The organism is Actinosynnema pretiosum, assembly GCF_002354875.1.
Classification (GTDB): Bacteria; Actinomycetota; Actinomycetes; order Mycobacteriales; family Pseudonocardiaceae; genus Actinosynnema; species Actinosynnema auranticum.
In genome coordinates, this window is the sequence record NZ_CP023445.1 from 7919622 (window position 1) to 7945387 (window position 25766).

Here is a 25766-nt window from a genome sequence, read left to right on the forward strand (position 1 = left end):
CCACCACGGCGTTCACATCAGCTCAAGGAGGGCAGCGTGTCGAGCACCATCTCGGCGGCCGACGTCACCTTCCGGCACAGCTCTTCCTGGTTCGCGTCGCTTCCCGCGTGGTGGCTCAGGTGGAGGTGCTGCCCATCGGCGACGTCCACCGCGACGTCGCACGTGTACGCCTTGTCGCCCACGAGCTTCATCAGCGACGCGTCGTACCCCGCGACGGTGGTCGGGGTGACCTCGAGATTGCCGTTCCCGTTCCAGTAGTCGTAACCCCTGGTGGTGATGAACGAGACCCCGTACGTGATCGTCTTCCCGGTGTTGCTCGAGTAGTCGCAGATCGGGACGTTCTCCAGCTCGGCGAAGCTGGTGGGATCCCCGACTCTCGTCCTCGCCAGACCCAACTGGGCCATCTGGTCGGCGGTGAGGGCCTTGCACGGGTCGAGACCGTCCAGCTTGAACTCCTGGGGCCGGTTGGACTTCTTGGGGGCGGACGTCGCCTGGGACGTCGCCGCACCACCGTCCCGGCTGTCGGGATCCGCCGTGCCGCCCTGGGAGTCGGTGCACCCGGAGGCCACCACCAGGAGTCCGATCAGCGGGAGCGCGAAGCGGGCGGGGCGGGCCTCAGGACGCACTCTTGCCATCCAAAGCACTGTTGATCTCTTCCTCGGTGATCTCGTACTGCTGGGCAGCGGCCCGCAACTGGTCCAGCAGGTCATCCAGGCTCTCGGTGTACTGCATGATCCGGTTGGCGTACGAGTCGTCGTCCATGACGAGGTTGTTGTTCCACGCCTGGACCACGCTGCGGTTGATCGGGTCGAGCCCGCCCGACACGGTGACCATGAGCTTGCGGCGAGCGTCATCGTGCTTGTCGCCCAGGGCTCTCCGCTGCTCGCTGATCGTCCGCACGGCCTTGAGGACCGTCTCCGGGCTGACTCTGAACTCCTGCGCCCCCGCGCTAGAGGCGTTGTCCATGATCTCTCCCAGGCGCTTGTTGGCGGCAAAGAAAGCCGTAGCAGCGCCACCCACAGCACCCCCAGCGAGCGCAGCCACTCCCAGCAGGGATTTCTCCTCCACCACACCCTCCCCGGCACGGTTGGTAACAGGACGGTCCCAACTGGCAGGCTACCAACGCGGGCCTGAGCTGAGCCTGGGATTCGACGCGGACGGGCACGTCGTGGTTCCCCCGCTCGCCCGAACGGCCCAGCGCGCGAGCCCTGACCTGCGGGTCCGGCCCCGTCGGGAGCGCCCCCGCAGCGCGAGCCCGCCGACCGGCGGCGGAACAAAAAACGGGGACCGCGCCCCCCAAGGACGCGGCCCCCGCCACAAGATCCCGATCGCCCCTACGACGGGACGATGATCCCGCCCTCCACCGCCCGCTGGGCGATGTCCGTGCGGTGGTGCGACCCGGTCAGGTGCACCAGGTCCACCCGCTCGTACGCCGCCGCCCGCGCGTCCGCCAGGGTCTTCCCCGTGCCGACCACCGACAGCACCCGCCCGCCCGACGACACCACGGCCCCGTCGTCGCGGCGCCTCGTGCCTGCGTGCAGCACGCCCTCCGCGTCCGCCCCGCCGATCACGTCGCCGGTGCGCGGCCTGCCGGGGTAGCCCTCTGCGGCGACCACGACGGTCACCGCGTAGCCGTCCTCCCAGTCCAGCTCCGGCTGCTCGCCGAGCGCGCCGGTCGCCGCCGCCAGGAACAGCCCGGCGAGCGGGGTGCGCAGCAGCGGCAGGACGACCTGGGTCTCCGGGTCGCCGAAGCGGCAGTTGAACTCGATCACCTGGGGGCCGGTTGCGGTCAGGGCGAGGCCCGCGTAGAGCAGGCCGGTGAACGGCGCGCCCCTGCGGGCCAGCTCGTCCACGACCGGCTGCACGCAGGTGCGCACGATCGTGTCCACCAGGCCCTCCGGGGCCCACGGCAGCGGCGAGTAGGCGCCCATGCCGCCGGTGTTGGGGCCCGCGTCGCCGTCTCCGACGCGCTTGAAGTCCTGCGCGGGCTGGAGCGGCACCACGGTGGCGCCGTCGACCAGGCAGAACAGGGACACCTCGGGGCCGTCGAGGAAGCTCTCCAGCAGGACCGGGTGGCCGCCGTCGAGGAGGGTCATCGCGTGGGCCCTGGCCACCGCGCGGTCCGAGGTGACGACCACGCCCTTGCCCGCGGCCAGACCGTCGTCCTTCACCACCCAGCGGGGGCCGAAGCGGGTCAGGGCCGCGTCGAGGCGGGCCGGGTTGTCGACCACCTCGGAGGTCGCCGTCGGCACCCCCGCGGCGGCCATGACGTCCTTCGCGAAGGCCTTGGACCCCTCGATCCGGGCCGCCGACGCGGACGGGCCGAAGCAGGGCACGCCGAGCGCGCGGACGGCGTCCGCGGCACCCCCGACGAGCGGCTGCTCCGGCCCGACCACGACGAGGTCGGCGTTCCACTCCTGCACCAGGGCGGTGACCGCCCCGGTGTCGGACACGTCGAGCCCGAGGATCTCCGCCGCTCCCGCGATCCCGGCGTTGCCGGGGGCGCAGGCCAGCGCGCTGACCTGCGGGTCGCGCGACAGGGCGAGGACTAGGGCATGTTCACGGGCGCCAGACCCGATGACCAGGACACGCACGGTGGGCCAGCCTAGATGACGGGGGTGCTCACCCGCCCAGTGCGTCCCGCGATCCGGGGTGCAGCGGCACCGGGTCCGTCTGCGCGGCGAGAGCGCGGTCCACGTCGCGGGCCGCCGGGTGGGCCGCCTCCAGCTGCGACTTCCCCGAGAAGATCAACTCGGTGAGGGCGCACGCGTCGCCCCTCGGGAAGTCCTCGCGGACCAGCAGCACGTTCGGCACGACCACCGCGCCGACGTCGGTGGGCTGCTCGTAGGTGGCCGCCGGGATGATCCCCCGGTCGTACACCGGGCTGACCTCCTTCAGCTCGTCCAGCAGGTCGGTGACGTCGAGCACCTTCACCCGGTCGCCGAGCGAGGTGGTGATGTCGGTGATCTGCGCGGTGGGCAGCCCGCCGGACCACACCAGCCCGTCCAGGTTCCCGTCCTTCATCCCGTCGGCGGTCTTGGCCAGGTCCAGCCGCTGCGCCTGCACGTCGGCGTCCGGGTCGAGGCCCGCCGCCTCCAGCAGCCGGCGCGCGATGACCTCGGTGCCGGAGCCGGGCGACCCGGTGGAGATCCGCTTGCCGCGCATGTCCGCGATCGACGAGATGCCGCTGTCCGCGCGCACCAGCACCTGCGTGTAGTTCGGGTACAGCCTGGTCAGCGCGGCCACCTCCTGCGGCTGCCCGTCGAAGCTCCCGGTGCCCCGGACGGCGTCGGCGGCGGTGTCGGCGAGCGAGAACGCCACGTCGTAGTCGCCCGCGACGAGCTGCTTCACGTTCTGCACCGACGCGCCCGTCTCGGCCGCGGTGGCCTTGAGCGGCGTGCGGTCGCTGACCAGCTTCGCCAGCGCGCCGCCGACCACGTAGTACACGCCGCCGGAGTTGCCGGTGGCGATCGTGATCCGCCCGGCCGACGCCTCGCACGCCCCGGACCCGCCGGACGCGCCCCCGGTCGGCGTGCGCTTGCCCCCGCACCCCGACGCCAGCAGTCCCACCGCGAGCACGCCGACGGCGGCCCGCACGACCCAGCTACGCATGACTCCTCCTCAGCAGGTGGACGGCCACCGCGAGCGCGAGCAGGCCGACGCCCACCGCCACGACGACCGGTTCCAGGTACAGCAGGGCGAGCGCGGCCAGCGCGCACAGCGCGCGCTCCACCGGTCCCGCCTCGCGGAAGATCCAGCCGCCGGTGGTGGCGGCGAGCGCGGCCACCCCGAGGGCGGACGCGGCGAACACCCACAGCACCTCGCCGACCGGCGCGCGCAGCAGCAGCGCGGACCCGTGGTCGGTGAGCACGAACGCCAGCGGCACCAGGAACGCGGGCAGCGTGTACTTCCAGGTGCGCCACATGGTCTTCACGACGTCGCCGCCGGTGATGGCCGCCGCGGCGACGGCGGCGAGCGCGGTCGGCGGGGTCACCTCGGACAGCACCGCGTAGTAGAAGATGAACATCGCCGTCTCCGGCCGGTCCACGCCGAGCTCGACCAGCGCGGGCCCGATGACGACCCACGAGATGATGAACGACGCGGTCACCGGCACGGCCAGCCCGAGCACGCTCACCGCGACGGCCGCGAGCGCGGCGGTGAGCGCCAGCACGGCGGTCGGGTGCGACACGAGCGCGGACGCCAGGTCGACCAGCGCGGACGCCAGCGCCTGCCCGAGCCCGGTCTTGGTGATGGTGGAGGTGATCACGCCCGCCGCCGCGCACACCGCGATCACCGGCAGGGCCGCGCGCACCCCGGTGGCCAGCGAGTCGACCAGCGACCGGGCCCAGCCGCGCACGTCGTGCCGCCGACCGACCAGCGCGAACAGCGCGGCGATGGCGGTGGCGTAGACGACGGCGGGCTGCACCGGGACGTCCAGCGCCAGGAACGCCACGATCACGAACAGCGACAGCAGGTGGTGCCCGCCGCGCCGCAGCACGGCCCACGCGCCGGGCGTGCCGACCTCGACGGGCCCCGCCCCGAACCGGCGGGCGTCGATCTCCACGGCCAGCGCGATGCCGAGGTAGTAGAGCAGCGTCGGCAGCGTCGCCCAGAGCAGGACCTCCAGGTAGGAGGCCTCCAGGTACTCGGCGATGATGAACGCGGCGGCGCCGAGGGTCGGCGGGGACAGGATGGCGCCGATGCCGGACGCGGCGAGCAGGCCGCCCGCGCTCTCCCTGGGGTAGCCGGCCTTCTTCAGCACCGGCCAGGTGACCGCGCCGAGGCTGACGGTGGTCGCGGTGCCGGAGCCGGAGACCGTGCCGAGCAGGAACCCGGCGGTGGCGGCGGTGCGGCCGGGCGCGGTGCGGGAGCGGCGGAACGCGGCGAAGCTCAGGTCCACGAAGAACGCGCCCGCGCCGGAGGTGTTGAGCACCGCGCCGTAGAGGGTGAACAGCACGATGTAGGTCGCGGCGACGTCGAGCGGGGTTCCGTAGAAGCCGGTGGCGTCGTTGTAGAAGCCGTTGATGATCTGGCTGAAGTCCACGCCCGCGTGCGAGATCGCCCAGTCGGGCGGCAGGTAGCCGCCGTAGTAGGCGAAGGCGGTGAAGGCGACGCACACCGAGGGCAGCACCCAGCCGGTGGTGCGGCGGGCGGCCTCCAGCACGAGCAGCAGCAGGGCCGCGCCCGCGGCGACGTCGAGGGTGGTGAGCTGGCCCTGGCGGTCGAGGAACGAGTCGAAGCCGCCGAGCAGCGGGTAGAGGCCGACCAGCAGGGCCAGCAGCGACAGCGCCCGGTCCAGGGGGGCGGGGTCGTCGCGCTCGGCGCGGGACGCGGCGGGTCTTCCGGGGCGGTAGCAGAGGAACACCAGCGGCAGGGTCACGCCGAGGAACAGCACGAGGTAGAACTGGTTGCCCTTGCTGAACGGCAGGAACACCTGCTTGAGCACGAGCAGCGCGGTGGCCAGGCAGACCAGCCAGACCGCGCGGTCCCAGCGGCGGGACAGCGACCGGGCGGGCAACTCCTCGTCGTGCTCGGCGATCAGGTCCGCGACGTCCGGGGGACGTTCGTCCGGGGGGCGTTCGGCGGCCTGCTCGGCCGTCTTGCCGTGATGGTCGGTGGAGCCGCTCACGTGCACCCGCGCTGCGCAGCAGTGCGAAACCACCGACCGCTGCACCGCAACCCTCTGCTGCGGCTCAGCTGATTTGGCTCTTTCATCTGGTCCACGCCCCTCTCCTGCCGCGCCGGTCGTGCAGGGAACGCTAGTTGTGCTCCCGGTCACAGCGACAGGGCGACCGCCTCAAGGGACTGTTAATCCCGCGCCGGGGATCGTTCACCGGTCCGCCGCCCCCGGTTGGCCGTTCCGTGACGGGATCGTCGCGGAGCGCGACGATGCTGCCCTGCGCGTTGTGCTCACTCACCGAGGAGGCCTCGATGGTGCGGAGTCGGTTGGCAGGGGTGGCGCTGGTGGCGCTCGCGGCGGTGGGCCTGGCGCCCTCGGCCGCGGCGGAACCGGAGGTGGCGCCGGAGCAGCGGGGCGAGCGGGTGGTCGTGATCGGGCACCGGGGCGCGTCCGGGCACCGGCCGGAGCACACGCTGGCCGCGTACGAGCTGGCCGCGCGGATGGGCGCCGACTACGTCGAGCCGGACCTGGTGCCCACGAAGGACGGGCAGCTCGTCGCCAGGCACGAGAACGAGATCGGCGGTACCACGGACGTGGCCGCCCGCCCGGAGTTCGCCGGTCGGCGGACCACCAAGTCGGTGGACGGGGTCGCGGTCACCGGCTGGTTCACCGAGGACTTCACCCTGGCCGAGCTGAAGGTGCTGCGGGCGAAGGAGCGCATCCCGGAGGTGCGACCGCGCAACACCCTCTACGACGGCCGGTACGAGATCCCGACCTTCCAGGAGGTCGTGGACCTGACCCGGAGGCTGGGCCGCGAGCTGGGCCGGGAGATCGGGATCTACCCGGAGACCAAGCACCCCACCTACTTCCGGGACATCGGGCTGCCGCTGGAGCCCGCGCTGGTGCGGGTGCTGGAGCGCAACGGGCTGAACAGGCGCGGCGCGAAGGTGTTCGTGCAGTCGTTCGAGGTGGCGAACCTGAAGGCGCTCAGCCGGTCGCTGCGGGTGCCGCTGGTGCAGCTGGTGAACGCGTCGGGCGCGCCGTACGACTTCGTGCAGGCAGGTGACCCGCGCACCTACCGCGACCTGGTGACGCCCGCCGGGCTGGAGGAGGTCGGGCGGTACGCGTCCGGGGTGGGGCTGGCCAAGGACGTGGTGCTGCCCAGGGACGCGGGCGGGTTCCTGCTGCCGGAGACGCCGGTGGTGCGGGACGCGCACGCGCGCGGGCTGCTGGTGCACGTGTGGACGTTCCGCAACGAGAACGCGTTCCTGCCCGCCGACCACCGCTCGTCGACCGACCCGGCCGCGTACGGGCGGGCGTTCGAGGAGTACGCGCGGTTCCTGGCCACCGGGGTCGACGGGGTGTTCGCCGACAACCCGGACACCGCGGTGGAGGCCGTGCGCGGGCGCTGAGGACCGCGAGGCGGAGAGCAGCGAGGCGGAGAGCCGGGCACCGGCGCCGGGTGCCGGTGCCGGGTGCCGGGCGCTGTGCTGGAGCGGAAGGGCCCGCCTGCGGGAACGCGCAGGCGGGCCCCCTCCCTGCACCGGGACCGGTCCCCTGCGAACCGGCCCCGAGGTCTACCCGGCGGCGGTGAGCGCCCCCGCGCGCCGCGCGGTGGTCTCGGGCGCGAGCAGCCCGCGCTGCCGCAGCAGCGGGCGCACGCCCTCGCCGAACCAGTACGCCTCCTCCAGGTGCGGGTAGCCGGACAGCACGAACTCGTCCACCCCGACCGCGTGGTACTCCTCGACCAGGTCGGCCACGTCCGAGTGGCTGCCCACCATGGCCGTGCCCGCGCCACCGCGCACCAGCCCGACGCCCGCCCACAGGCCGGGGTGCACCTCCAGCCCGCGCACCCCCTTGCCGAGGTCGCCGCCGTGCAGCGCGAGCATCCGCTGCTGCCCCACGGACTGGCTGGTCCGCAGCTGCTCCTGGGCCCGCCGCACCTGCTCGGGGTCGAGCGCGTCGAGCAGCCGCCCCGCCTCGGCCCACGCCTCGGCGGCGGTGTCCCGGCTGATCGTGTGCAGCCGCACCCCGAACCGGATCGGCCGCCCGCCCGCCAGCGCGCGCACCCGCTCGATCTTCTCGGCGACCTGCGCGGGCGGCTCCCCCCAGGTCAGGTACACGTCGGCGTGCTCGGCCGCGACCGGCAGCGCGGCGTCGGACGAGCCGCCGAAGTACACCGGGGGCAGCGGGTCCGGCGGGGCGATCGCGGTCGCGCCCTCCAGCCGGTAGTGCTCGCCCTCGAAGGTGAACGGCGTCCCGGACCACACCCCGCGCAGCACCCGCAGGAACTCGGCGGTGCGCGCGTACCGCCGGTCGTGGTCGAGCCAGTCGCCGAACCGGCGCTGCTCGACCTCGTCGCCGCCGGTGACGACGTTGAGCAGCAGCCTGCCCCGCGAGATCCGCTGGTAGGTGCCCGCCATCTGGGCGGCGAGCGTCGGGGACAGCACGCCGGGGCGGAACGCGACCAGGAACTTGAGCGTGCTGGTGCGGGCGAGCAGCGCGGCGGTGGTCAGCCAGGCGTCCTCGCACCAGGTTCCGGTGGGGGTGAGCACCCCCTCGAACCCGTTGCGCTCGGCGGCCTGCGCGACGGCGGCGAGGTAGTCGACGTCCGGCTGCCGCTGGGCGGCGTCGCCGAGGGTGCGGTTGGCGTGGAACCGCTCGATGATCGTCCGACCGTCCCCGGTGGTCGGCAGGAACCAGTGCAGTGCGACGGTCGGGCTCATGGCACTGGAGTGTCACGACGCGCCGGGGAGCGCGTCAATCGTTCCCGAATGCTAGAAAAGCCCCGGTTTCCCGAGGCTTTTCCAGGCGGCGCGGAAATGGTCGATCAGGCGAGCATGTCGTGGCGCACGATCGTCTGGTCGCGGCCGGGGCCGACGCCGATGGCCGAGATCCGGGCGCCGGAGATCGACTCCAGGTGCTCGACGTAGGCGCGGGCGTTGGCGGGCAGCTCCTCGAAGGTGCGGCAGCCGCTGATGTCCTCGGACCAGCCGGGCAGCTCCTCGTACACCGGGACGGCGTGGTGCACGTCGGTCTGCGTCATCGGCATGTCCTCGACGCGGGTGCCGTCCACGTCGTAGCCGACGCAGACCGGGATCGTCTCCAGGCCGGAGAGCACGTCCAGCTTGGTGAGGAAGAAGTCGGTGATGCCGTTGACGCGGGTGGCGTAGCGGGCGATCACGGCGTCGAACCAGCCGGTGCGGCGGGAGCGGCCGGTGGTGACGCCGAACTCGCCGCCGTTCTTGCGCAGCAGCTCGCCCATGTCGTCGTTCAGCTCGGTCGGGAACGGGCCGGAGCCGACGCGGGTGGTGTACGCCTTCAGGATGCCGATCACGGTGGTGATCCGGCTGGGGCCGATGCCCGAGCCGGCGCTCGCGCCGCCCGAGGTCGGGTTCGACGAGGTCACGAACGGGTAGGTGCCGTGGTCGACGTCGAGCAGGGTGCCCTGCGAGCCCTCCAGCAGCACGATCTCGTCGCGCTCCAGCGCCTGGTTGAGCAGCAGGCGGGTGTCCGCGATGCGGTTCGCGAACCTGCTGCCGTGCTCCAGGACGGAGTCGACGACCTGGTCGGGGTCGAGCGCCTTGCGGTTGTAGACCTTGACCAGCACCTGGTTCTTGAAGTCCAGGGCGGCCTCGACCTTCTGCCGCAGGATCTTCTCGTCCAGCAGGTCCTGCGCGCGCACGCCGACGCGGGCGATCTTGTCCTGGTAGCAGGGGCCGATGCCGCGACCGGTGGTGCCGATCTTGGCCTTGCCCAGGTAGCGCTCGGTGACCTTATCGATGGCCACGTGGTACGGCATGATCAGGTGCGCGTCGGCGGAGACCAGCAGCTTGCTGGTGTCCACGCCGCGCTCGTCGAGCCCGCCCAGCTCCTCCAGCAGCACGGCGGGGTCGACCACGACGCCGTTGCCGATCACGCTGGTCACGCCGGGCGTGAGGATGCCGGACGGGATCAGGTGCAGGGCGAACTTCTTGCCGTCGGGCAGCACCACGGTGTGGCCCGCGTTGTTGCCGCCCTGGTAGCGCACGACCCACTGGACGCGCTCGCCGAGCAGGTCGGTCGCCTTGCCCTTGCCCTCATCGCCCCACTGGGCACCGATCAGCACTACGGCCGGCATGTGAAACTCCAAGCGGTTGCAACGGGCAAGGACGGCGGCCTGCGGCGGCGTGGCCGTCGACGGACGGTCGTTGAGCGTAGACCAGGAGATGAAGGTGCGCGGAATCGTGCTGGCCTGCGGAAACACGCAGTCGCCATTGATCACGGACGGTGACGGGTTCGAGGTGCGGCGGGTCTCCGAACGGCCGGGGAAGACCGAGGTGGACCCGGTGCTCGCTGACCTGGGCGACCGCCGTCTCGTGGTCGTGGGCACGGACGGCGACCTGAACGCCGTGGCGTTGCGCCTTCTGCGCACCGAACGGTTGGCCGAAGTGGTCGTCGGGTACGCCCCGGTGTCGCCGAAGTCACAGGTCGCGGAGCTGTGGGGGCTGCCGACGGACCTCGGTCGGGCGCTCGACCTCGCTCGGACCGGCGACGCCGACCGGGTGCCGCTGGTGCGCGACGACGTCGGCGGGGTGCTGGTCGGGCTCGGCTCGCTCGGACCGGTGCGCGGGGTCGGCTACTGCGACGACACCGTGGTGCTGCGCGGGCCCGCGTCCCGGCTGGAGGTCACGCCCGACCCGGACGGCGGGGCCGGGCTGGTGGTGCGGGTGGTGCAGCGGCGGCTGCTGGGGAAGAGGACGACCACGACGGCCGGGCGGGCGTTCCAGCTCGGCTGCGTCCCCGCGCACGTGGAATCGGACGGCCACGCGCACCCGAGGCCGATGTCGAAGTGGACCTGGTACCGCCACACGGAGGACCTGAGGCTTGTCCGGGGAATGCGCTGAGTGATTTTCCGGGTATTTCCGTGAATTGGTAACCCGCGGGCAACGCAGAATGCGTTGAAAGGCCAGGAGCGGCCCGTCAGAGTGATTCCGAGTGCTTCCCACCAGGAAGGTCGGAATTATGTCAACGGTCAATCGAACCGCGCGGTTCTCGACTCGCCTGCTCCTGGCCGGGGCGCTGGCGCTCGGCCTCGCGCCCACCGCCCAGGCCGCCCCTCCGGGGATTCCGGGCACCAGCACGGCCCTGTCCGAGCTGGCCGGGCTCGCGGTCGCGGCGGAGGGCACCTCCAGCGGCTACTCGCGGGAGCTGTTCCCGCACTGGGTCACCGTGTCCGGGGCGTGCAACACGCGCGAGACGGTGCTCAAGCGCGACGGGGTGAACGTGGTCACCGACTCGGCCTGCGCGGCGACCTCGGGGACCTGGGTCAGCCCGTACGACGGGGCGAGCTGGAGCGCGGCGTCGGACGTGGACATCGACCACGTGGTGCCGCTGGCCGAGGCGTGGCGGTCGGGGGCGCGGACCTGGACCACCGCCCGGCGGCAGTCGTTCGCCAACGACCTGTCGGGGCCGCAGCTGATCGCGGTGACGGACGACGTGAACCAGTCGAAGGGGGACAAGGACCCGGCGCAGTGGAAGCCGCCGTCGAGCTCGTACTGGTGCACGTACGCCAAGATGTGGACCAGGACGAAGCACACCTGGGGTTTGACGGTGGACTCGGCGGAGAAGTCTGCGTTGCAGACGATGCTCGGGAGGTGTTGATGGCGGACCACTCTTCCCCCTTCGTGGCCGGGCCGGGCGGGGTGATGACCGACGAGGTCGGGGTCGTCACCGGTGACCTGGAGCTGCGGACGACCGTCGGCGCGGACGGGAAGTTCAAGGCGGAGGTGCGGTACGAGGGCGCGGACGAGTGGTACGGGGTGACCGGCGGCTCGGTGGCCGGGGTCGACCCCAAGAGCCACGAGGCGGTGCACGCGCTGCTGGTGGGCGTGCTGAACCGGCCCGAGGGGTGAGGCGCGGGGACGCGCGGATGTGGAATAGGGGGCGTGAGCAGCTCCGAAAGCGGTCACGAACGGATAACCTCGGAGCGCCGCGCCTTCCCTGACCCCGGCGCGGTGACCCTGCACGAGGAGCACTACGTGATCACCAAGCGCGCGGCCGGACGGGCTGCCGTCCTGGGCGCCGTCCTCTCGGCCGGCCTGTTCGTCGTCGCCACGTCCACAGCCGCGCCCGTCGGGCAGCGGGAGAACTGGACCGCGACCACCTCGCCGATCTTCCACAAGACCACCTCGCTCAACGCCACCGGATCCGTCGCCGACAGCGGCGCGGACGACGGGCGGGCGCTGCGGCTGACCCTGAAGTCCGGGGCCAACCCCAGTCCGGGCGGTGGCGTGGAGATCGCCAGCAACCAGCAGTTCAAGTACGGGACGTTCAGCACCCGGATGAAGTCGGCGGACTGCGCCTCCCAGCCGCGCGCGGGCGTGGTGACCGGGGCGTTCACGTACAGCAGCGACCACGCCGACCGGAACGGGAACGGGCTCCCGGACAACGACGAGATCGACTTCGAGTGGCTGTGCGCGCAGCCCGAGGTCGTGTACCTGACGATCTGGACGGACTACAACGCGAGCAACGACCAGCTGCGGAAGGTCTCGCGGGTCATCGACCTGCGGGCGGGGAAGATCATCTCCACGTGCTTCTCGACGACCTTCGGCGACTGCGTGCAGCTGGGCGGGGCGGAGAACCAGCCTGCTTCGGTGCCCGCGATCCACGGGTACAACAGCTCGACGCAGTACTACGAGTACGGGTTCGACTGGACTGCCGGTGGGGTGAACTTCTACCTGGTCAACGCGCAGGGCGCGCGGGTGACGCTGTGGGACTACAAGGGGCCTGCTTCGCGGGTTCCGAACAAGCCGAGCACGTACCTGCAGAACGCCTGGCACACGAACAACTGGGACCCGTACGGGTTCCAGGCTCGGGAGCGGCCGAACCGGGACCTGCACGCGAACGTGGACTGGACGCAGCTGCCTTCGTGATGACGGGTGAGGGCTGAGGTTTTCGGACGCCGTCCCGCGGTTTCGCGGGGCGGCGTTCGTGTTGTGCGGGGGTTGTGGGGTGGGGGTTATGGGGCGGGGACGGCTTGGAGCAGGTTCGGGTGGAGGGTGAAACCGGAACGGGTGTAAGCGGGGACGGCCCGGTCGCTGGAGTGCACGGTCACGCGTTCGAGGTTCAGTTCTGAGGCGAGGCGCAGTGCGGCGGTGACCAGCTCTCCGCCCAGGCCGGTGTTGCGCTCCTCCGGTGTCACGTAGACGCACTGGAGGTCGCCGGAGGCGCGGTCGGGGGCAAAGGGGTGGGGGACTCGGGGGACCAGCGCCAGCCAGGCCATGCCGATGATCCGGTCGTCGCGCAGGAGGACCAGGCAGTGGTGCGATTGGGCGTGGTCTTGTGCCCAGGCGGTGAAGTGGGTGGTGAACGCTTCTTGCGGGGACGAGGGGTGTGCGCCTCTCGACTCCAGGGTCCAGTGCCACCTCAGCGCGGCTAAGGCGGGAAGGTCCTCCGGGTGGGCGGGGCGGATCACGGGGGTGGCCATTCGGCCATTGTGGTGGGTTGGTTTTGAGGGTGGAGGGCGAGAGGTGGGGGCTGAAGGGCAAGAGCTGAAGGGCAAGAGCTGAAAGTCAAGAGCTGAAGGGCACGCCTCGCCGGCGGGGCAGACCTCCAAAAAAGAGGGGCACAGGCTCTGCCGGCCGGTGACCGTTGGTCCTGTGGTCCCGTTGTACCCCTGCGGTGGGCGGGGTCCCTCTTCTCCGTTTGGCCTCCTTTCAGGCAAGCACAGGCGTCAAGACGCCGTTTGACCAGGCAGTCTGCCGGGCAGTGCGGCGGCGTCTTGACACCTGCGCTCGGGCTTCGCCAGGCCAAACGGAGAAGAGGGACGCGGGAATGGGGCTGCGTGGGCTCGCTTCGCTCGCCCCGCAGCCCGCGAAGCGGTTGAGGGGGGTGGGTCAGGGTTTTCGCAGTGGGGGTAGGGATTCCATTGCTTCTGACCTTGTCAGGCCCGTTGCCTGGAGGAGGTCTACGGCCACCGAGCGGGCCTGGGCCAGGACTACCTGGGTTGAGAAGCCTTCGCCTGCGGCCAGGTCTGCGGTCATCACGCCTGCGGCTGTGCGGATTGCCGCCCTGGACTTCACGGGGTCCTCGTTCGAGGCCAGTTCGGCTCTCAGGACGTCCACCGCGTCCGCGAAGCGCTCCAGGGCCGTGGGGAGGACTTCCGGGACGTGTTCGTCGTCGCGCAGGGCGGCCAGGGCTCGTCTGGTGAGGACCCTGGTGTTGCGCAGGGCGTAGTCGACCGGGGTGGCGATGCTGCCGTAGCGGCGCAGGGCGTTCTTGCGGCGCCAGCGGATCGGGGCGATCGTGGCGATCTCGCCGCCGGTCTTCAGGGCGGAGCGGTACTCGTCGACGGCCTCCTGGCTGTCTCGGAGCCTGGCCAGGACGTCGGCTGCGGCGCCCGCGTCGCGCTTGGCCACGGCCGCGGCCACGCCGCGCAGGGCGGTGGCCAGTTCGCCCAGGACCACCTTGGCCTGGCGGTCTGCCACGGTCAGGGGGTTCGCGGGGATCAGGGCGGTCACCGCCAGGCCGACCACGCCGCCGACCAGGGCGTCGACCATGCGGTCGAAGCCGCCGCCCGCGCTGGGCGGGAGCAGGGTCGCCACCAGGACCGCCGAGTTGGCGGACTGGAGGGCGATGACCGCGCCGCCGTCCAGGAGGACGGCGGCGGACATCGCCAGGACCACGGCCACCGCGATCTGCCACGTGCCGGAGCCGATGTGGGAGATCAGGACGTCGCCGATGCCGACGCCCACGGACACGCCGACGACCAGCTCGGCGACCCGCCGGGGGCGCTGCCCCAGCGAGACGCCGAGGCAGACGACGGCGGCGATGGGCGCGAAGAACGGGTGCGGGTGGCCGACCAGCCGCGTCGCCACGAACCAGGACAGGCCCGCGGCCACCGCTGCCTGGAGGATCGGCAGGGCCGTCATCCGCCACCGGCGCAGCCTGCGCGCCAGTTCGTCGCGCACAGCCATGTTCGGTCCCGGCCTACAGGCCGAGCTGGGCGGGGGCCGCGGGGTCGCTGTCGGCCAGGAACTTCGCGCAGCGGTCCTGCTCGGCCACCTCGCCGATGCCGCCCGCCGCGCGGGAGAGCGCGGCCAGCGAGCGCAGGAAGCCCTGGTTCGGGCGGTGCGCGAAGGGCACCGGGCCGAAGCCCTTCCAGCCCGCGCGGCGCAGCTGGTCCAGGCCGCGGTGGTAGCCGGTGCGGGCGTAGGCGTACGCGGCCACCGGGTCGTCGTCGTCCAGCGCCGTCTCGGCGAGCAGCGCCCACGCCTCGCTGAGGTCCGGGTAGGCCCGGACGACCTCGACCGGGGCGATCCCGGAGTCGACGGCGGCCTGCGCCTCGGGGCGCTCGGGCAGCAGCGTCGGCTCGGGGCCGAGCAGGTTCTCGTTCAGGCTCATGGTCGCCTAGCTTAGGAACATCCCCGCCGCCGCGGCGACCGCCGCCAACACCATGGCGGACACCAGCACCCCGGCGACGATCTTCACGCGCACGCCCAGCACCCCACTCCTCGAACGGGCCGGGTGGCTCCCGGCGGGGCAACCCTGCCGGTCCGCGCCACGCGGGGCAACGTCCGCCACCCCATCGTGCGATGTGCGGAAAGGCCCGGAACAGGGGTGAGGCCCCTCCGGTCGCGTCGGACCGTGAGGGGCCTCACTCTTCTGCCCGGTCTTCGGCCTCCCCCGGTGCCGGGGGCGCCGCGACCGTCCGATCGGGACGGTCAGCCCGCGATCATCCGGCCGGAGGACTTGAGGTGCTCGCACGCCTGGGCGATGCGGGCGGCCATGCCCTGCTCGGCGGCCTTGAGGTAGCTGCGCGGGTCGTACGCCTTCTTGTTGCCGACCTCGCCGTCCACCTTGAGCACGCCGTCGTAGTTGCCGAACATGTGGCCGACGATCGGGCGGGTGAACGCGTACTGGGTGTCGGTGTCGATGTTCATCTTGATGACGCCGTAGGACACCGCCTCGTGGATCTCCTCCAGCAGCGAGCCGGAGCCGCCGTGGAAGACGAGGTCGAACGGCTTGGAGCCGGCCGGGAGGCCCAGCTTCTCGGCCACCACGTCCTGGCCCTGCTTGAGGATCTCGGGGCGCAGCTTGACGTTGCCCGGCTTGTAGACGCCGTGCACGTTGCCGAAGGTCGCCGCCACGAGGTAGCGGCCCTTCTCGCCCGCGCCGAGGGCGGCGACGGTCTTCAGGTAGTCCTCGGGCGTGGTGTACAGCTTGTCGTTGATCTCGTTGTCGACGCCGTCCTCCTCGCCGCCGACCACGCCGACCTCGATCTCGAGGATGATGCGGGCCTTGGCGGCCAGGTCGAGCAGGTCGGCCGCGATCTCCAGGTTCTCGTCGAGCGGCACCGCGGAGCCGTCCCACATGTGGGACTGGAACAGCGGGTTGAGGCCCTTGTCGACGCGCTCCTGGCTGATCGCGATCAGCGGGCGGACGTAGCCGTCCAGCTTGTCCTTGGGGCAGTGGTCGGTGTGCAGCGCGACGTTCACCGGGTACTTGTCGGCGACCACGTGCGCGAACTCCGCCAGCGCGACGGCGCCGGTGACCATGTCCTTGACCTTGGTGCCCGAGGCGAACTCGGCCCCGCCGGTCGAGACCTGGATGATCCCGTCGCTCTCGGCCTCCGCGAAACCTCGCAGGGCCGCGTTCAGGGTCTCGGACGAGGTCACGTTGATCGCGGGGTAGGCGAAGGAGTTCGCCTTGGCGCGGTCAAGCATCTCGGCGTAGACCTCGGGAGTTGCGATGGGCATCGGTAGGTCCTCCTCAGAGCCCGAACACCGTTGTCGCGGTTGATCCTACGACCACCGCTCAGCGGAAGATGATGATCACCGGCATAGTGGGTCCCATGGCGATCGCACGGTGGAACGGCGAGATCATCGCCGAGAGCGACCAGACCCAGGTGGTGGAGGGAAACCACTACTTCCCGGTCGATTCGGTGCACGCCCTGTTCCTGCGGCCCTCGGACACCACGTCCGTGTGCCACTGGAAGGGGACTGCCAACTACTACACGCTCCACGTCAACGGCGAGGACAACGTGGACGCCGCCTGGTACTACGCGGAACCGCTGGAGGCGGCGGCGAACATCAAGAACCACGTGGCGTTCTGGAAGGGCGTCGAGGTCACGCCGTGACGCCCTGACGGAAGGCGGGCGGGTCCCCGGCCGGCGGTCCGGTCGGGGAGCCGTGCGGCTATTCCCGCCTCCCGCGCTCTGTTCGGAACGTCGCACCCGGCCGCCGCGGGCGGGCGCGTCGGCGGTGGGCGGGGTTAGCGTCGGGTCCATGACGAAACTGGGCACCACCGACCTCGACGTCTCGCGCCTCAACCTGGGCGGCAACGTGTTCGGGTGGAGCGCGGACGAGGCCGCCTCCCACGCCGTGCTGGACGCGTTCACCGAGGCGGGCGGCAACTTCGTGGACACCGCCGACGTCTACTCGTCCTGGGCGCCCGGCCACTCCGGCGGCGAGTCCGAGACCGTGCTGGGCTCCTGGCTGGCCAAGCGCGGTCGCCGGGACGACGTGGTGATCGCCACGAAGGTCGGGATGCTGGAGGGCCTGGACAACCAGCGGGGCGAGACGATCGAGAAGGCCGTCGAGGGCTCGCTGCGCAGGCTCGGCGTGGAGCAGATCGACCTGTACTACGCGCACCGGGACGACCCGGAGACCCCGCTGGTGGAGACGCTGGCCGCCTACGACCGGCTGGTGCGGGCGGGCAAGGTCCGCTACGCCGCCGCGTCGAACTTCTCCGGCGACCGGCTGCGCGAGGCCGCGGCGATCGCCGAGCGGGAGGGCTTCGCCGGGTTCGTCGCGCTCCAGCCGAGGTACAACCTGGTGGAGCGGGGCGAGTACGAGCGCGACCTGGCGCCCGCGCTGACCGAGCTGGGGCTGCCGTCGCTGCCGTACTCCTCGCTGGCGTCGGGCTTCCTGTCCGGCAAGTACCGGCCGGGTGTCGAGGTGGAGAGCGTGCGCGCGGCGGGCGCGTCCCGGTACCTGGACGAGCGCGGGCTGGCGGTGCTGGCGGCGCTGGACGAGGTCGCGGACGCGCGCGGGGTGTCGCAGTCGGCGGTGGCGCTGGCGTGGCTGGCCGCGCAGCCGACCGTGGCCGCGCCGATCGCGAGCGCCCGCACGGTGGAGCAGCTGGAGCAGCTGCTGCCCGCCCTGACCCTGGACCTGTCGGCCGAGGAGGTCGCGCGGCTGAGCGCCGCCAGCGATGTTTAACTCGCCAGTAGCTAACGGCGGTTGAACCGGGCTACGGTGGCCTCCTCGTTCACCTGTTCGAGGAGGTCGCTGTGGTCGTCTCCGGGAACGTCGCGGGTAGGGGCGGCAAGGGGGTCGCCGACCGGGTCGTGCTGATCACCGGCGCGGCCAGGGGGATCGGCGCCGACACCGCGAGGCGGCTCGCCGCGCGCGGGGCGCGGGTCGCGCTGGTGGGCCTGGAGGGGGAGCTGCTGCGCGAGGTCGCCCGCGAGTGCGGCGGCCAGGCGTGGGAGGCGGACGTGACCGACGCCGAGGCGCTGCGGGCGGCCGTGGACGCCGCGGTGGCGCACTACGGGCGGTTGGACGCGGTGATCGCCAACGCCGGGGTCGCGGCGGCCGGGTTCGCCCGGTCGATGGACCCTGGGGTGTTCGAGCGGGTGATCGAGGTGAACCTGCTCGGGGTGTGGCGCACCGTCCGGGCCTGCCTGCCGCACCTGGTGGAGAGCCGGGGCTACTGCCTGGTGGTGTCCTCGCTCGCGGCGATCGCGCACGTGCCGGGCAACGCGGCGTACTCGGCGGCCAAGGCGGGCTGCGAGGCGTTCGCGGACAGCCTGCGCGCGGAGGTGCGGCACCTGGGCGTGGACGTCGGGGTCGCGTACTTCTCGTGGGTGTCGACCGACATGGTGGACGGGGTGCACGAGCACCCGGTGGTGGGGCCGCTGCGCCGCTCGCTGCCCGGTCCGGCCGGGCGGGTGCACTCGGTGGAGGCGGCCGGGAAGGCGCTGGTGCGCGCGGTGGCCAGGCGGTCGGCCTCGGTGCACGCGCCGCGCTGGGTGGCGGTGGCGAAGCTGGTCAGGGGCGCGCTGCCGGGGCTGGTGACGCGCCGCTCGGCGGGCCGGATGGCCGAGGCCGACCGGCTGATGGCCGAGGCGGACAGCTCGGGCCTGGTGGGGCCGGGCGGGGCCGCGGCGGGCGCTCGGGAGTGACGCGCCCGCCGGGACCGGGGCTCAGGCGCCGGTGACCCAGCTGCCCAGGAGCGCCTTCCACTCGTGCACGCGGATCTCGGCGACCACGCCCGCGGGGGCGTACGGGTCGGCGTCGAGCAGCGCGCGCAGCTCGTCCTCGTCGGCGGCCTCGTAGACCAGCAGCGCGCCGGTCTCGTCCGCGTAGGGGCCTGCCGCGAGCAGCACCCCGCGCTCCTGGAGCTCCCGCAGGTAGACGCGGTGCGCCGGGCGCACCTCAAGCCGCTTGGCCTCGTCGTCGCCGTAGACCAGCTCGACCGCGAACCTCGCCATTCCGCCCTCCGCATGTTCCGTACGCCCGCCGAAGCTACCCCGGCACGGGGTAACGTCTGCGCCGTGGTCGGTCCCGGACAGAACAGCGGCGGTGTCGCGCGCGTACAGGACACTCTGACGAACCTGCGCATCCAGGACGGGATCGCGCCCGCGCCAACAGGCCCGCTGACACTCGAGGACCTGTACCGCCAGCACCGGATGCGGCTCATCCGGCTGGCGCTGCTGCTGGTCGACGAGCCCGCCACGGCGGAGGACGTGGTGCAGGAGGCGTTCACCGGCCTGCACCGCAACTGGTCGAACCTGCGCGACGCCCAGGCGGCGGTCGGCTACCTGCGCACCGCCGTGGTGAACGGCTCGCGCAGCGTCCTGCGCCGCCGCAAGACCGCGCGCGACTACACCCCGCCGCACGTGGCGAACGCCCGCTCGGCGGAGAGCCTGGCGATGCTGACGGCGGAGCACCAGGCGGTCGTGGCCGCCCTGTCGCAGCTGCCGCCGAGGCAGCGCGAGGTGCTGGTGCTGCGGTACTACGGCGACCTGTCGGAGGCCGAGATCGCGGAGGCCACCGGCATCTCCAAGGGCACGGTGAAGTCCACCGCCAGCCGGGCGCTGGACGCGCTGCAGAAGATCATGGCCAGCAACTAGGCAGCCCGCACGGACACCGGGCCCCCGCGCGCCAGCGCGGGGGCCCTTTGACGCGCGGGGGCGGTCGGGGCCGCCACCCGTTCGGCCGTTCCGTCCCAGTGGGCGCGACCGTGCTCCCAAAACGGAACTTGGTATAGACCAATGACGGGTGCATGGCGCAGTATCGGTCCCCGTGGCGCGAACCCAGCACGTGATCGCCGTCGACGTCGGCGGCACCGAGACGAAAGCCGCGCTGGTCGAGGCCTCCCCCGAGGGAGCCCGACCGGTGCGCGAGCTGCGCGTCCCCACGCCGCGCCGCGACACCGGCGAGGCGACCGCGCGCGCCGTCGTGGCCGAGGTCGTCACCCTGGGCAAGCGCTTGCGCGGCGCCGAGGCCCCCGCCGCGATCGGCCTGGTCGTCCCCGGTCTGGTGGACGAGGCGAGCGGCACGGGCGTCTACTCCGCCAACCTCGGCTGGCGCGACTTCCCCTTCGCCGCCGAGGTCGCCTCGGCCGCGGGCCTCCCGGTCGCCTTCGGCCACGACGTGCGCGCGGGCGGTCTCGCCGAGCTGCGCCTCGGCGCGGCCAGGGGCTCGCGCAACGCCGTCGTGCTGCCCATCGGCACCGGCATCGCCGCCGCGCTGGTCGTGGACGGCCGGGTGCGGGCCCTGCCCGGCGAGGTCGGGCACGTGGACGTCGGGCACGGCGACCCGTGCGGGTGCGGGCAGACCGGGTGCGTCGAGGCGCGGGCGTCGTCGGCGGCCATCGCCAGGCGGTACTCCTCCCTGACCGGGCGCGCGGTCGCGGGGGCCGCCGACGTGGCCGCGCTCCTCCGGGCGGGCGATCCCGCCGCGGCGGCGGTGTGGCGCGAGGCGGTGGACGCCCTGGCCAGGGGCATCCTGCTGGTGGCCGCGCTGCTCGGCCCTGAGCTGGTGGTGCTGGGCGGCGGGCTGGCGCTGGCCGGTCCGCTGCTCACCGACCCCCTGCGGGGGCGGCTGGACGAGCTCGCCTCGTTCCAGCGGCTCCCGGAACTGCGGCTGGCGGAGCTGGGCGACGGGGCGGGACGCCTCGGGGCCGCGCTGCTGGCCATCGACATGCTGGAGGAGACATGAGCACGTGGGGTGGACCGGTGGACGTGACCCTGGCGGGAGGTCGGGTCGTCACGCCGGACGGGGTGCTCGACGACGGGTGGGTGGCGGTCCGGGACGGCCGGATCGCGGCGGTGGGCTCCGGGACCGCTCCCGAGGGCCCGGTGACCGACCTCGGCGGGGCGCTGCTGGTGCCCGGCTTCATCGACATCCACTGCCACGGGGGCGGCGGTGAGGCGTTCACCAGCGGGGACCCGGACAAGGTGCGCAAGGCCGCCGACGCGCACCGCAGGCGCGGCACGACGACGATGCTCGCCAGCCTGGTGTCCCGGCCGGTGCCGGAGCTGGCCGGGCAGGTCGCCGCGCTGGCCGAGCTGGTGGACGACGGCGTGGTCGCGGGCGTGCACCTGGAGGGGCCGTTCCTGTCGGCGGCGCGCTGCGGCGCGCACGACCCGGCGATCCTGTGCCCCCCGGACCGGGGCTCGCTGGACGCGCTGCTGCGCGCGGGCAGGGGCGCGGTGCGGATGGTGACGGTGGCGCCGGAGCTGGAGCACGCCGTGGACGCGGTGCGGCGCCTGGTGGACAGCGGCGCGATCGCCGCGATCGGGCACACCGACGCCACCGAGGCGCAGGTGCGGCCCGCCGTGGACGCGGGCGCGACGGTCGCGACGCACCTGTTCAACGGGATGCGCCCGCTGCACCACCGCGAGCCGGGCCCGATCGGCGCGCTGCTGGACGACGAGCGGGTGACCGTCGAGCTGATCTGCGACCTGGTGCACCTGCACCCGACGACCGTGCGGCTGGCCGCGCGGCACGCCGGGGCGGGGCGGACGGTGCTGGTCACGGACGCGATCGCGGCGGCGGGCGTCGGCGACGGCGTGTACGACATCGGCGGGCTGGAGGTGCGCGTGGTGGACGGCGTGCCGACGCTGGCGGGCGGCGGTTCGCTCGCGGGCAGCACGCTGACCATGGACGCGGCGTTCCGCAACGCGGTGACCGGCTGCGGGCTGGACGTGGTGGAGGCGGTGCGCGCCACGTCGGCGAGGCCCGCCGAGCTGCTGGGGCTGGCCGGGGAGACCGGCCGGATCGCCGAGGGCCTGGCCGCCGACCTGGTGGTGCTGGACGCCGACCTGCGGCCCCGCGAGGTGATGAGCCGGGGCGCCTGGGTGAAAGACTGACCCCGTGCCCGATGAGCAGGAGGAGCCGGTGGCCGAGGCGTCGCGCGCCGAGGCCACCGGCGGTGGTCTGCCCGCCGCCGAGGCCGCGGACCGCACCACCGCGCCCGCCAAGCCGACAGCCGAGAAGCCGGGGGTGGCCGACGCCGAGGCGACGGCGACCGCCCCCGTGCAGGCCGAACCGGAGACAGCGGCCGAGCCGGAGAGCGAGGCCGAGCCGGGCGCCGGGGGTGGGCCGAAGAGCGTGGCCGAACCGGCAGCGGAGACCGCCGAGGCCGACCCGCCCTCCGAGGAGGCGACCGGGGACGCCGCCGGGGCAGAGCCCCTGGGCGAGGAGCCCGAGACCACCCCCGCGCCTCCGGTGGAGACGAAGCCGGGGACCACGCCCTCCGCGAAGCCGGAACCGGAGCCCGAGCCGAAGCCGGAACCGGAGCCCGCCGTCGAGGAGCCCGCCGCCGCCGGGTCGGGCGAAGCCCTCACCCCCGAGGTCACTGCGAGTGACGAACCCCCCACCCCTCCAGCGACCCCCGAACCGGCGCCCCCCGCCCCCGAGGCCCTCACCCAGACCTCCGGCAGCGGCGGCTTCGCCCCCCTCCCGCCCGCGCTCCAGGCGCTCGGCGTCCCCCCGTTCCGCTCCCGCACGGACGAGCACGGGAACCCGGCCTACCCGGACCACCCCGACTTCCTCGACCCCGGCGATACGGACATCACCGACTACTCGGACGAAGCGCCCGAAGACCGCAAAACCCCAGCTCTACCCGCTGGCTGGGTGCTGCTGCTGTCGGTGCTGCTCGGCCTCGCTGCGGGCACCGTCGCCGCCGTCATCACCCTCAGTTGAGCCTGTACCGTGGTCGAGGTGACGGTCGCGCCCACCACTTCGGTCGCCCTCGGCCCGGACTGGCTCAACCCCGAGTACCTGCTGAACGGACTGGGTCCGTACATGCTGGTCGGGTTGTGCTTCATCATCTTCGCGGAGTGCGGCCTGCTGGTCGGCTTCTTCCTGCCCGGTGACTCCCTGTTGTTCACCTCGGGCCTCTTCGTCGCGAACGGACTGCTGGACTACCCGCTCTGGTTGGTCTGCGTGCTCCTCACCGCGTGCGCGTTCATCGGCAACGTCGTCGGCTACTGGATCGGCCACCGCGCCGGTCCCGCGCTGTTCGCCAAGCCGGACTCCAAGATCTTCAAGAAGGAGTACGTCGACAAGACGACTCAGTTCTTCGACAAGTACGGCGCCCGCGCGATCGTGATGGCGCGGTTCGTGCCGATCGTGCGCACCTTCATCACCGCCATGGCGGGCGTCGGCCGCATGGACGCCAAGAAGTTCTTCACCTACTCCCTGATCGGCGGCGCGGCCTGGGCCGCGGGCCTGACGGTCCTCGGCTACTTCCTCGGCCAGATCGAGTTCGTCCGGAACAACATCGAGATGATGCTGATCCTGATCGTGCTGATCTCCGTCGTGCCGATCATCATCGAGTTCGTCAAGGCCCGCCGCGAGAACAAGACCCTCGTGCAGGCCGAGGCCGACGACATCACCCAGCAGTTCCAGCAGGTCTCCGACCCGGAGGCCACGCAGCACATCCGCCGGATCGAGGGCTGACCGCCCTCAGCCCCCCGGTCGGGGGCTGAACATCGAACCGGGGTTGAACAGCCCCTGCGGGTCCAGCGCGCGCTTCAGGTCGCGGTGGACCCGCAGGGCCACCGGTCCGGCCTCGCGCTCCAGCCAGGCCTGCTTGACCTTCCCGACGCCGTGCTCCCCGGTGACCGTGCCGCCGAGGTCGAGCCCCAGCGCGAGGATCCGCTCGAACGCCGCCAGCGCCCGCTCCGCCTCGTCGGCGGACGCCGGGTCGTAGACGATCGTCGGGTGCATGTTGCCGTCCCCGGCGTGCCCGACCACCGCGATCCGCAGCCGCACGTCCTCGGCGATCGCCTCGCACCCGGTGATGAGGTCGGCGATCCGGGTCCTCGGCACGCACACGTCGTCCGTCAGCCAGGTCCCGTAGACCTCCAGCGCGGTCAGCACCGCCCGCCGCGCGGCCAGCAGGTCGGCGCCCTCGGCCGGGTCGTCGGTGGTGTGCACCAGCTCGGCGCCCGCGGCCTCGCACACCCGCGCGACCTCGCCCAGCTCGCGCAGGGCCGCCTCGCCGCCCGAGTCCGACTGGCACAGCAGCACCGCCGCGCCCGCGCCCAGGTCGGTGCGCAGGTACCGCTCGACGGCCTGGACGGACGAGCGGTCCATGATCTCCATCAGCGAGGGCACGACGCCCGCGCGCACCACCCCGGTGACCGCCGCCCCCGCCGCCGAGGTGCTGTCGAACGTGGCGACCAGCGTGGCCGGGGCCTGGGGCAGGGGGCGCAGCGCCAGCGTCGCCCGCGTGATGACGCCGAGGGTGCCCTCGCTGCCGACGAAGAGCTTGGTCAGGTCGTAGCCCGCGACGCCCTTGACCGTGCGGCGGCCGGTCCTGAGCAGCTCGCCGCTGGCCAGCACGACCTCCAGCCCGAGCACCGAGTCGGTGGTGACGCCGTACTTGACGCAGCACAGCCCGCCCGCGTTCGTGGCCAGGTTGCCGCCGATCGTGCACCAGTCGTAGCTGGACGGGTCGGGCGGGTAGAACAGCCCGTGCGCCTCCACCGCCTTGCGCAGGTCGAGGTTGACCACGCCCGGCTCGACCACGGCCAGCCGGTTCGCCGGGTCGACCTCCACGATCGCGTTCATCCTCGTGGTGACCAGCACGACGCAGCCGGGCAGCGCGTTGGCCGCCCCGGACAGCCCGCTGCCCGCGCCGCGCGGCACGATCGGCACCCCGGCCGCCGCGCACGCCCTGACCACGTCCTGCACCTGCGCCGCCGTGGACGGCAGCACCACCGCCAGCGGTGACCCGTGCGGGGCGAGCGGCATCATGTCCCGCTCGTAGGCCGAGGTGACGTCGGTGTCGGTCAGCACCGCCCGTGGTCCGACGGCGGTGCGGAGCGCGGCCAGCAGAGGCTCCATGCCACCACGTTAGGGACAGCCGGGCGCTCGCGCGACCACCGCGCGTCACCGAACTTTCGGCAACACGATGTGCCGAGATCGCCGTGCGGACCCGTCCGGCCCACGTACCCTGCGTTCCGTGGTGCTGTCCGCTTCGACCCATGCCGCCGGGCTCTTCTCCTTGGAGCAGGCAGGTCCCCTCGCGGTGTGGGTGATCACCCTCAGCTTCGTGTTCTTCGAGTGCGCGTTCATCTTCGGGCTGTTCCTGCCCGGCGACTCGCTGCTGTTCGCGGCGGGCGTCGTGCTGGCCCAGCACGACAGCGAGCTGAGCGCCTGGCTGCTGTCGGCCGCCGCGATGGTGGTGGCCGTGGTGGGCAACCAGATCGGCTACTACATCGGCCGCACGGGCGGCACCCGGCTGCTCGCCAGGCGCGGCGGGAAGATCCTGAACAAGGAGAACCTGGAACGCGCGCGCGAGTTCCTGGACCGCCGGGGCTTCTGGGCGATCGTGCTGGCCAGGTGGATCCCGTGGATCCGCACGTTCGCGCCGATGATCGCGGGCGCGGCCGGGATGAACCCGAGGCGGTTCGCGCTGGCCACGACGGTGGGCGCGCTGGCCTGGGTGCCGACCCTGGTGCTCGCGGGCTACTACGCGGCCGGGCTGCTCACGGCGGTGCCGTGGCTGGAGACGGCGGCGGTCGTGGTGAGCGTCGCGTTCTTCGTGATCGGCACCGGCGTCGGCGTGTGGCGCTACCGCCAGGAGGTGCGCAAGCCGGTGGACGAGACGGTCGAGGACGTGGCCGCGCCGCGCTGACCCA

27 protein-coding genes are annotated in these 25766 nt (G+C 72.8%); 14 read left to right on the forward strand and 13 right to left on the reverse strand.

Annotated features, from left to right (window positions below):
* Nucleotides 1-17: 17 nt before the first annotated feature.
* The 5 genes from CNX65_RS34105 to CNX65_RS34120 all read right to left on the reverse strand — a co-directional run bounded on the left by CNX65_RS34105 (nucleotide 18) and on the right by CNX65_RS34120 (nucleotide 5629).
* Complete coding sequence (locus tag CNX65_RS34105; protein WP_157767958.1) at nucleotides 18-635, reverse strand: DUF3558 domain-containing protein; 618 nt, start codon at nucleotides 633-635, stop codon at nucleotides 18-20.
* A complete protein-coding gene (locus CNX65_RS35900) occupies nucleotides 616-1068 on the reverse strand; it encodes a hypothetical protein (protein ID WP_157767959.1) in 453 nt (150 codons plus the stop codon). Before CNX65_RS35900 ends, CNX65_RS34105 begins: the two co-directional genes overlap by 20 nt.
* A gap of 266 nt (nucleotides 1069-1334) precedes the next feature.
* Nucleotides 1335-2594 carry a phosphoribosylamine--glycine ligase gene (purD, locus tag CNX65_RS34110; RefSeq protein WP_096497374.1) on the reverse strand — a complete coding sequence of 420 codons (1260 nt, stop codon included), beginning with the start codon at nucleotides 2592-2594 and terminating at the stop codon, nucleotides 1335-1337.
* A gap of 28 nt (nucleotides 2595-2622) precedes the next feature.
* Nucleotides 2623-3612, reverse strand: a complete 990-nt coding sequence (locus CNX65_RS34115; protein WP_096497375.1) for a TAXI family TRAP transporter solute-binding subunit — start codon at nucleotides 3610-3612, stop codon at nucleotides 2623-2625.
* Complete coding sequence (locus CNX65_RS34120) at nucleotides 3605-5629, reverse strand: TRAP transporter permease (RefSeq protein ID WP_373565528.1); 2025 nt, start codon at nucleotides 5627-5629, stop codon at nucleotides 3605-3607. The genes CNX65_RS34115 and CNX65_RS34120 overlap by 8 nt, the downstream gene beginning before the upstream one ends.
* Nucleotides 5630-5931: 302 nt before the next feature.
* Between CNX65_RS34120 and CNX65_RS34125 the strand changes: the two genes are divergently transcribed.
* Nucleotides 5932-7032, forward strand: a complete 1101-nt coding sequence (locus CNX65_RS34125) for a glycerophosphodiester phosphodiesterase (protein WP_177154564.1) — start codon at nucleotides 5932-5934, stop codon at nucleotides 7030-7032.
* Between the two features lie 165 nt (nucleotides 7033-7197).
* Here CNX65_RS34125 and CNX65_RS34130 read toward each other — a convergent pair whose 3' ends face one another.
* Both CNX65_RS34130 and CNX65_RS34135 read right to left on the reverse strand, forming a co-directional pair.
* On the reverse strand, nucleotides 7198-8346 hold the full coding sequence (locus CNX65_RS34130; protein ID WP_096497376.1) for an LLM class flavin-dependent oxidoreductase: 1149 nt from the start codon (nucleotides 8344-8346) through the stop codon (nucleotides 7198-7200).
* A gap of 104 nt (nucleotides 8347-8450) precedes the next feature.
* Complete coding sequence (locus CNX65_RS34135) at nucleotides 8451-9740, reverse strand: adenylosuccinate synthase (RefSeq protein WP_096497377.1); 1290 nt, start codon at nucleotides 9738-9740, stop codon at nucleotides 8451-8453.
* A gap of 94 nt (nucleotides 9741-9834) precedes the next feature.
* Between CNX65_RS34135 and CNX65_RS34140 the strand changes: the two genes are divergently transcribed.
* The 4 genes from CNX65_RS34140 to CNX65_RS34155 all read left to right on the forward strand — a co-directional run bounded on the left by CNX65_RS34140 (nucleotide 9835) and on the right by CNX65_RS34155 (nucleotide 12534).
* Entirely contained in the window at nucleotides 9835-10506 is a 672-nt protein-coding gene (locus CNX65_RS34140; RefSeq protein WP_096498139.1) for a hypothetical protein, read from the forward strand.
* 118 nt (nucleotides 10507-10624) lie between these two features.
* Nucleotides 10625-11263 (forward strand): HNH endonuclease family protein, encoded by a 639-nt coding sequence (locus CNX65_RS34145; protein ID WP_096497378.1) that lies wholly within the window; start codon nucleotides 10625-10627, stop codon nucleotides 11261-11263.
* Nucleotides 11263-11514: a hypothetical protein gene (locus tag CNX65_RS34150; protein WP_015805583.1), complete on the forward strand. Its 252-nt coding sequence runs from the start codon at nucleotides 11263-11265 to the stop codon at nucleotides 11512-11514. The genes CNX65_RS34145 and CNX65_RS34150 overlap by 1 nt, the downstream gene beginning before the upstream one ends.
* A gap of 102 nt (nucleotides 11515-11616) precedes the next feature.
* On the forward strand, nucleotides 11617-12534 hold the full coding sequence (locus CNX65_RS34155; protein ID WP_157767960.1) for a glycoside hydrolase family 16 protein: 918 nt from the start codon (nucleotides 11617-11619) through the stop codon (nucleotides 12532-12534).
* 86 nt (nucleotides 12535-12620) lie between these two features.
* Here CNX65_RS34155 and CNX65_RS34160 read toward each other — a convergent pair whose 3' ends face one another.
* The 4 genes from CNX65_RS34160 to fbaA all read right to left on the reverse strand — a co-directional run bounded on the left by CNX65_RS34160 (nucleotide 12621) and on the right by fbaA (nucleotide 16359).
* Complete coding sequence (locus CNX65_RS34160; RefSeq protein ID WP_096497380.1) at nucleotides 12621-13088, reverse strand: GNAT family N-acetyltransferase; 468 nt, start codon at nucleotides 13086-13088, stop codon at nucleotides 12621-12623.
* A 409-nt stretch (nucleotides 13089-13497) separates the two neighbouring features.
* Nucleotides 13498-14577: an FUSC family protein gene (locus tag CNX65_RS34165; RefSeq protein ID WP_096497381.1), complete on the reverse strand. Its 1080-nt coding sequence runs from the start codon at nucleotides 14575-14577 to the stop codon at nucleotides 13498-13500.
* Between the two features lie 13 nt (nucleotides 14578-14590).
* Nucleotides 14591-15004 carry a DUF3151 domain-containing protein gene (locus CNX65_RS34170; protein WP_096497382.1) on the reverse strand — a complete coding sequence of 138 codons (414 nt, stop codon included), beginning with the start codon at nucleotides 15002-15004 and terminating at the stop codon, nucleotides 14591-14593.
* A gap of 320 nt (nucleotides 15005-15324) precedes the next feature.
* Complete coding sequence (gene fbaA, locus CNX65_RS34175; protein ID WP_096497383.1) at nucleotides 15325-16359, reverse strand: class II fructose-bisphosphate aldolase; 1035 nt, start codon at nucleotides 16357-16359, stop codon at nucleotides 15325-15327.
* A 95-nt stretch (nucleotides 16360-16454) separates the two neighbouring features.
* Here fbaA and CNX65_RS34180 point away from each other — a divergent pair, with 95 nt between their 5' ends.
* The 3 genes from CNX65_RS34180 to CNX65_RS34190 all read left to right on the forward strand — a co-directional run bounded on the left by CNX65_RS34180 (nucleotide 16455) and on the right by CNX65_RS34190 (nucleotide 18788).
* Nucleotides 16455-16739 (forward strand): DUF427 domain-containing protein, encoded by a 285-nt coding sequence (locus CNX65_RS34180; protein WP_096497384.1) that lies wholly within the window; start codon nucleotides 16455-16457, stop codon nucleotides 16737-16739.
* Between the two features lie 148 nt (nucleotides 16740-16887).
* Nucleotides 16888-17823: an aldo/keto reductase gene (locus CNX65_RS34185; protein WP_096497385.1), complete on the forward strand. Its 936-nt coding sequence runs from the start codon at nucleotides 16888-16890 to the stop codon at nucleotides 17821-17823.
* Nucleotides 17824-17894: 71 nt separating this feature from the next.
* Entirely contained in the window at nucleotides 17895-18788 is an 894-nt protein-coding gene (locus tag CNX65_RS34190; protein ID WP_096497386.1) for a short-chain dehydrogenase/reductase, read from the forward strand.
* Nucleotides 18789-18809: 21 nt separating this feature from the next.
* Here CNX65_RS34190 and CNX65_RS34195 read toward each other — a convergent pair whose 3' ends face one another.
* Nucleotides 18810-19097: a YciI family protein gene (locus CNX65_RS34195; protein ID WP_096497387.1), complete on the reverse strand. Its 288-nt coding sequence runs from the start codon at nucleotides 19095-19097 to the stop codon at nucleotides 18810-18812.
* A 63-nt stretch (nucleotides 19098-19160) separates the two neighbouring features.
* Here CNX65_RS34195 and CNX65_RS34200 point away from each other — a divergent pair, with 63 nt between their 5' ends.
* The 5 genes from CNX65_RS34200 (at nucleotide 19161) to CNX65_RS34220 (ending at nucleotide 23577) form a co-directional block, all read left to right on the forward strand.
* On the forward strand, nucleotides 19161-19739 hold the full coding sequence (locus CNX65_RS34200) for a SigE family RNA polymerase sigma factor (RefSeq protein ID WP_015805594.1): 579 nt from the start codon (nucleotides 19161-19163) through the stop codon (nucleotides 19737-19739).
* A 190-nt stretch (nucleotides 19740-19929) separates the two neighbouring features.
* Complete coding sequence (locus CNX65_RS34205; RefSeq protein ID WP_096498140.1) at nucleotides 19930-20829, forward strand: ROK family protein; 900 nt, start codon at nucleotides 19930-19932, stop codon at nucleotides 20827-20829.
* Nucleotides 20826-21983, forward strand: coding sequence for an N-acetylglucosamine-6-phosphate deacetylase (nagA, locus tag CNX65_RS34210; protein ID WP_096497388.1), 1158 nt, complete (start codon nucleotides 20826-20828; stop codon nucleotides 21981-21983). The genes CNX65_RS34205 and nagA overlap by 4 nt, the downstream gene beginning before the upstream one ends.
* 4 nt (nucleotides 21984-21987) lie before the next feature.
* Nucleotides 21988-22818 carry a hypothetical protein gene (locus CNX65_RS34215; RefSeq protein WP_096497389.1) on the forward strand — a complete coding sequence of 277 codons (831 nt, stop codon included), beginning with the start codon at nucleotides 21988-21990 and terminating at the stop codon, nucleotides 22816-22818.
* Between the two features lie 9 nt (nucleotides 22819-22827).
* Nucleotides 22828-23577 (forward strand): DedA family protein, encoded by a 750-nt coding sequence (locus tag CNX65_RS34220; RefSeq protein WP_096497390.1) that lies wholly within the window; start codon nucleotides 22828-22830, stop codon nucleotides 23575-23577.
* 6 nt (nucleotides 23578-23583) lie between these two features.
* Here the strand turns inward: CNX65_RS34220 and CNX65_RS34225 are convergent, their stop codons facing one another.
* Nucleotides 23584-24969: an FAD-binding oxidoreductase gene (locus CNX65_RS34225; protein WP_096497391.1), complete on the reverse strand. Its 1386-nt coding sequence runs from the start codon at nucleotides 24967-24969 to the stop codon at nucleotides 23584-23586.
* Between the two features lie 118 nt (nucleotides 24970-25087).
* On the opposite strand from CNX65_RS34225, the gene CNX65_RS34230 reads away from it, so the two are divergent.
* Complete coding sequence (locus tag CNX65_RS34230) at nucleotides 25088-25762, forward strand: DedA family protein (RefSeq protein ID WP_096497392.1); 675 nt, start codon at nucleotides 25088-25090, stop codon at nucleotides 25760-25762.
* Nucleotides 25763-25766: the final 4 nt, after the last annotated feature.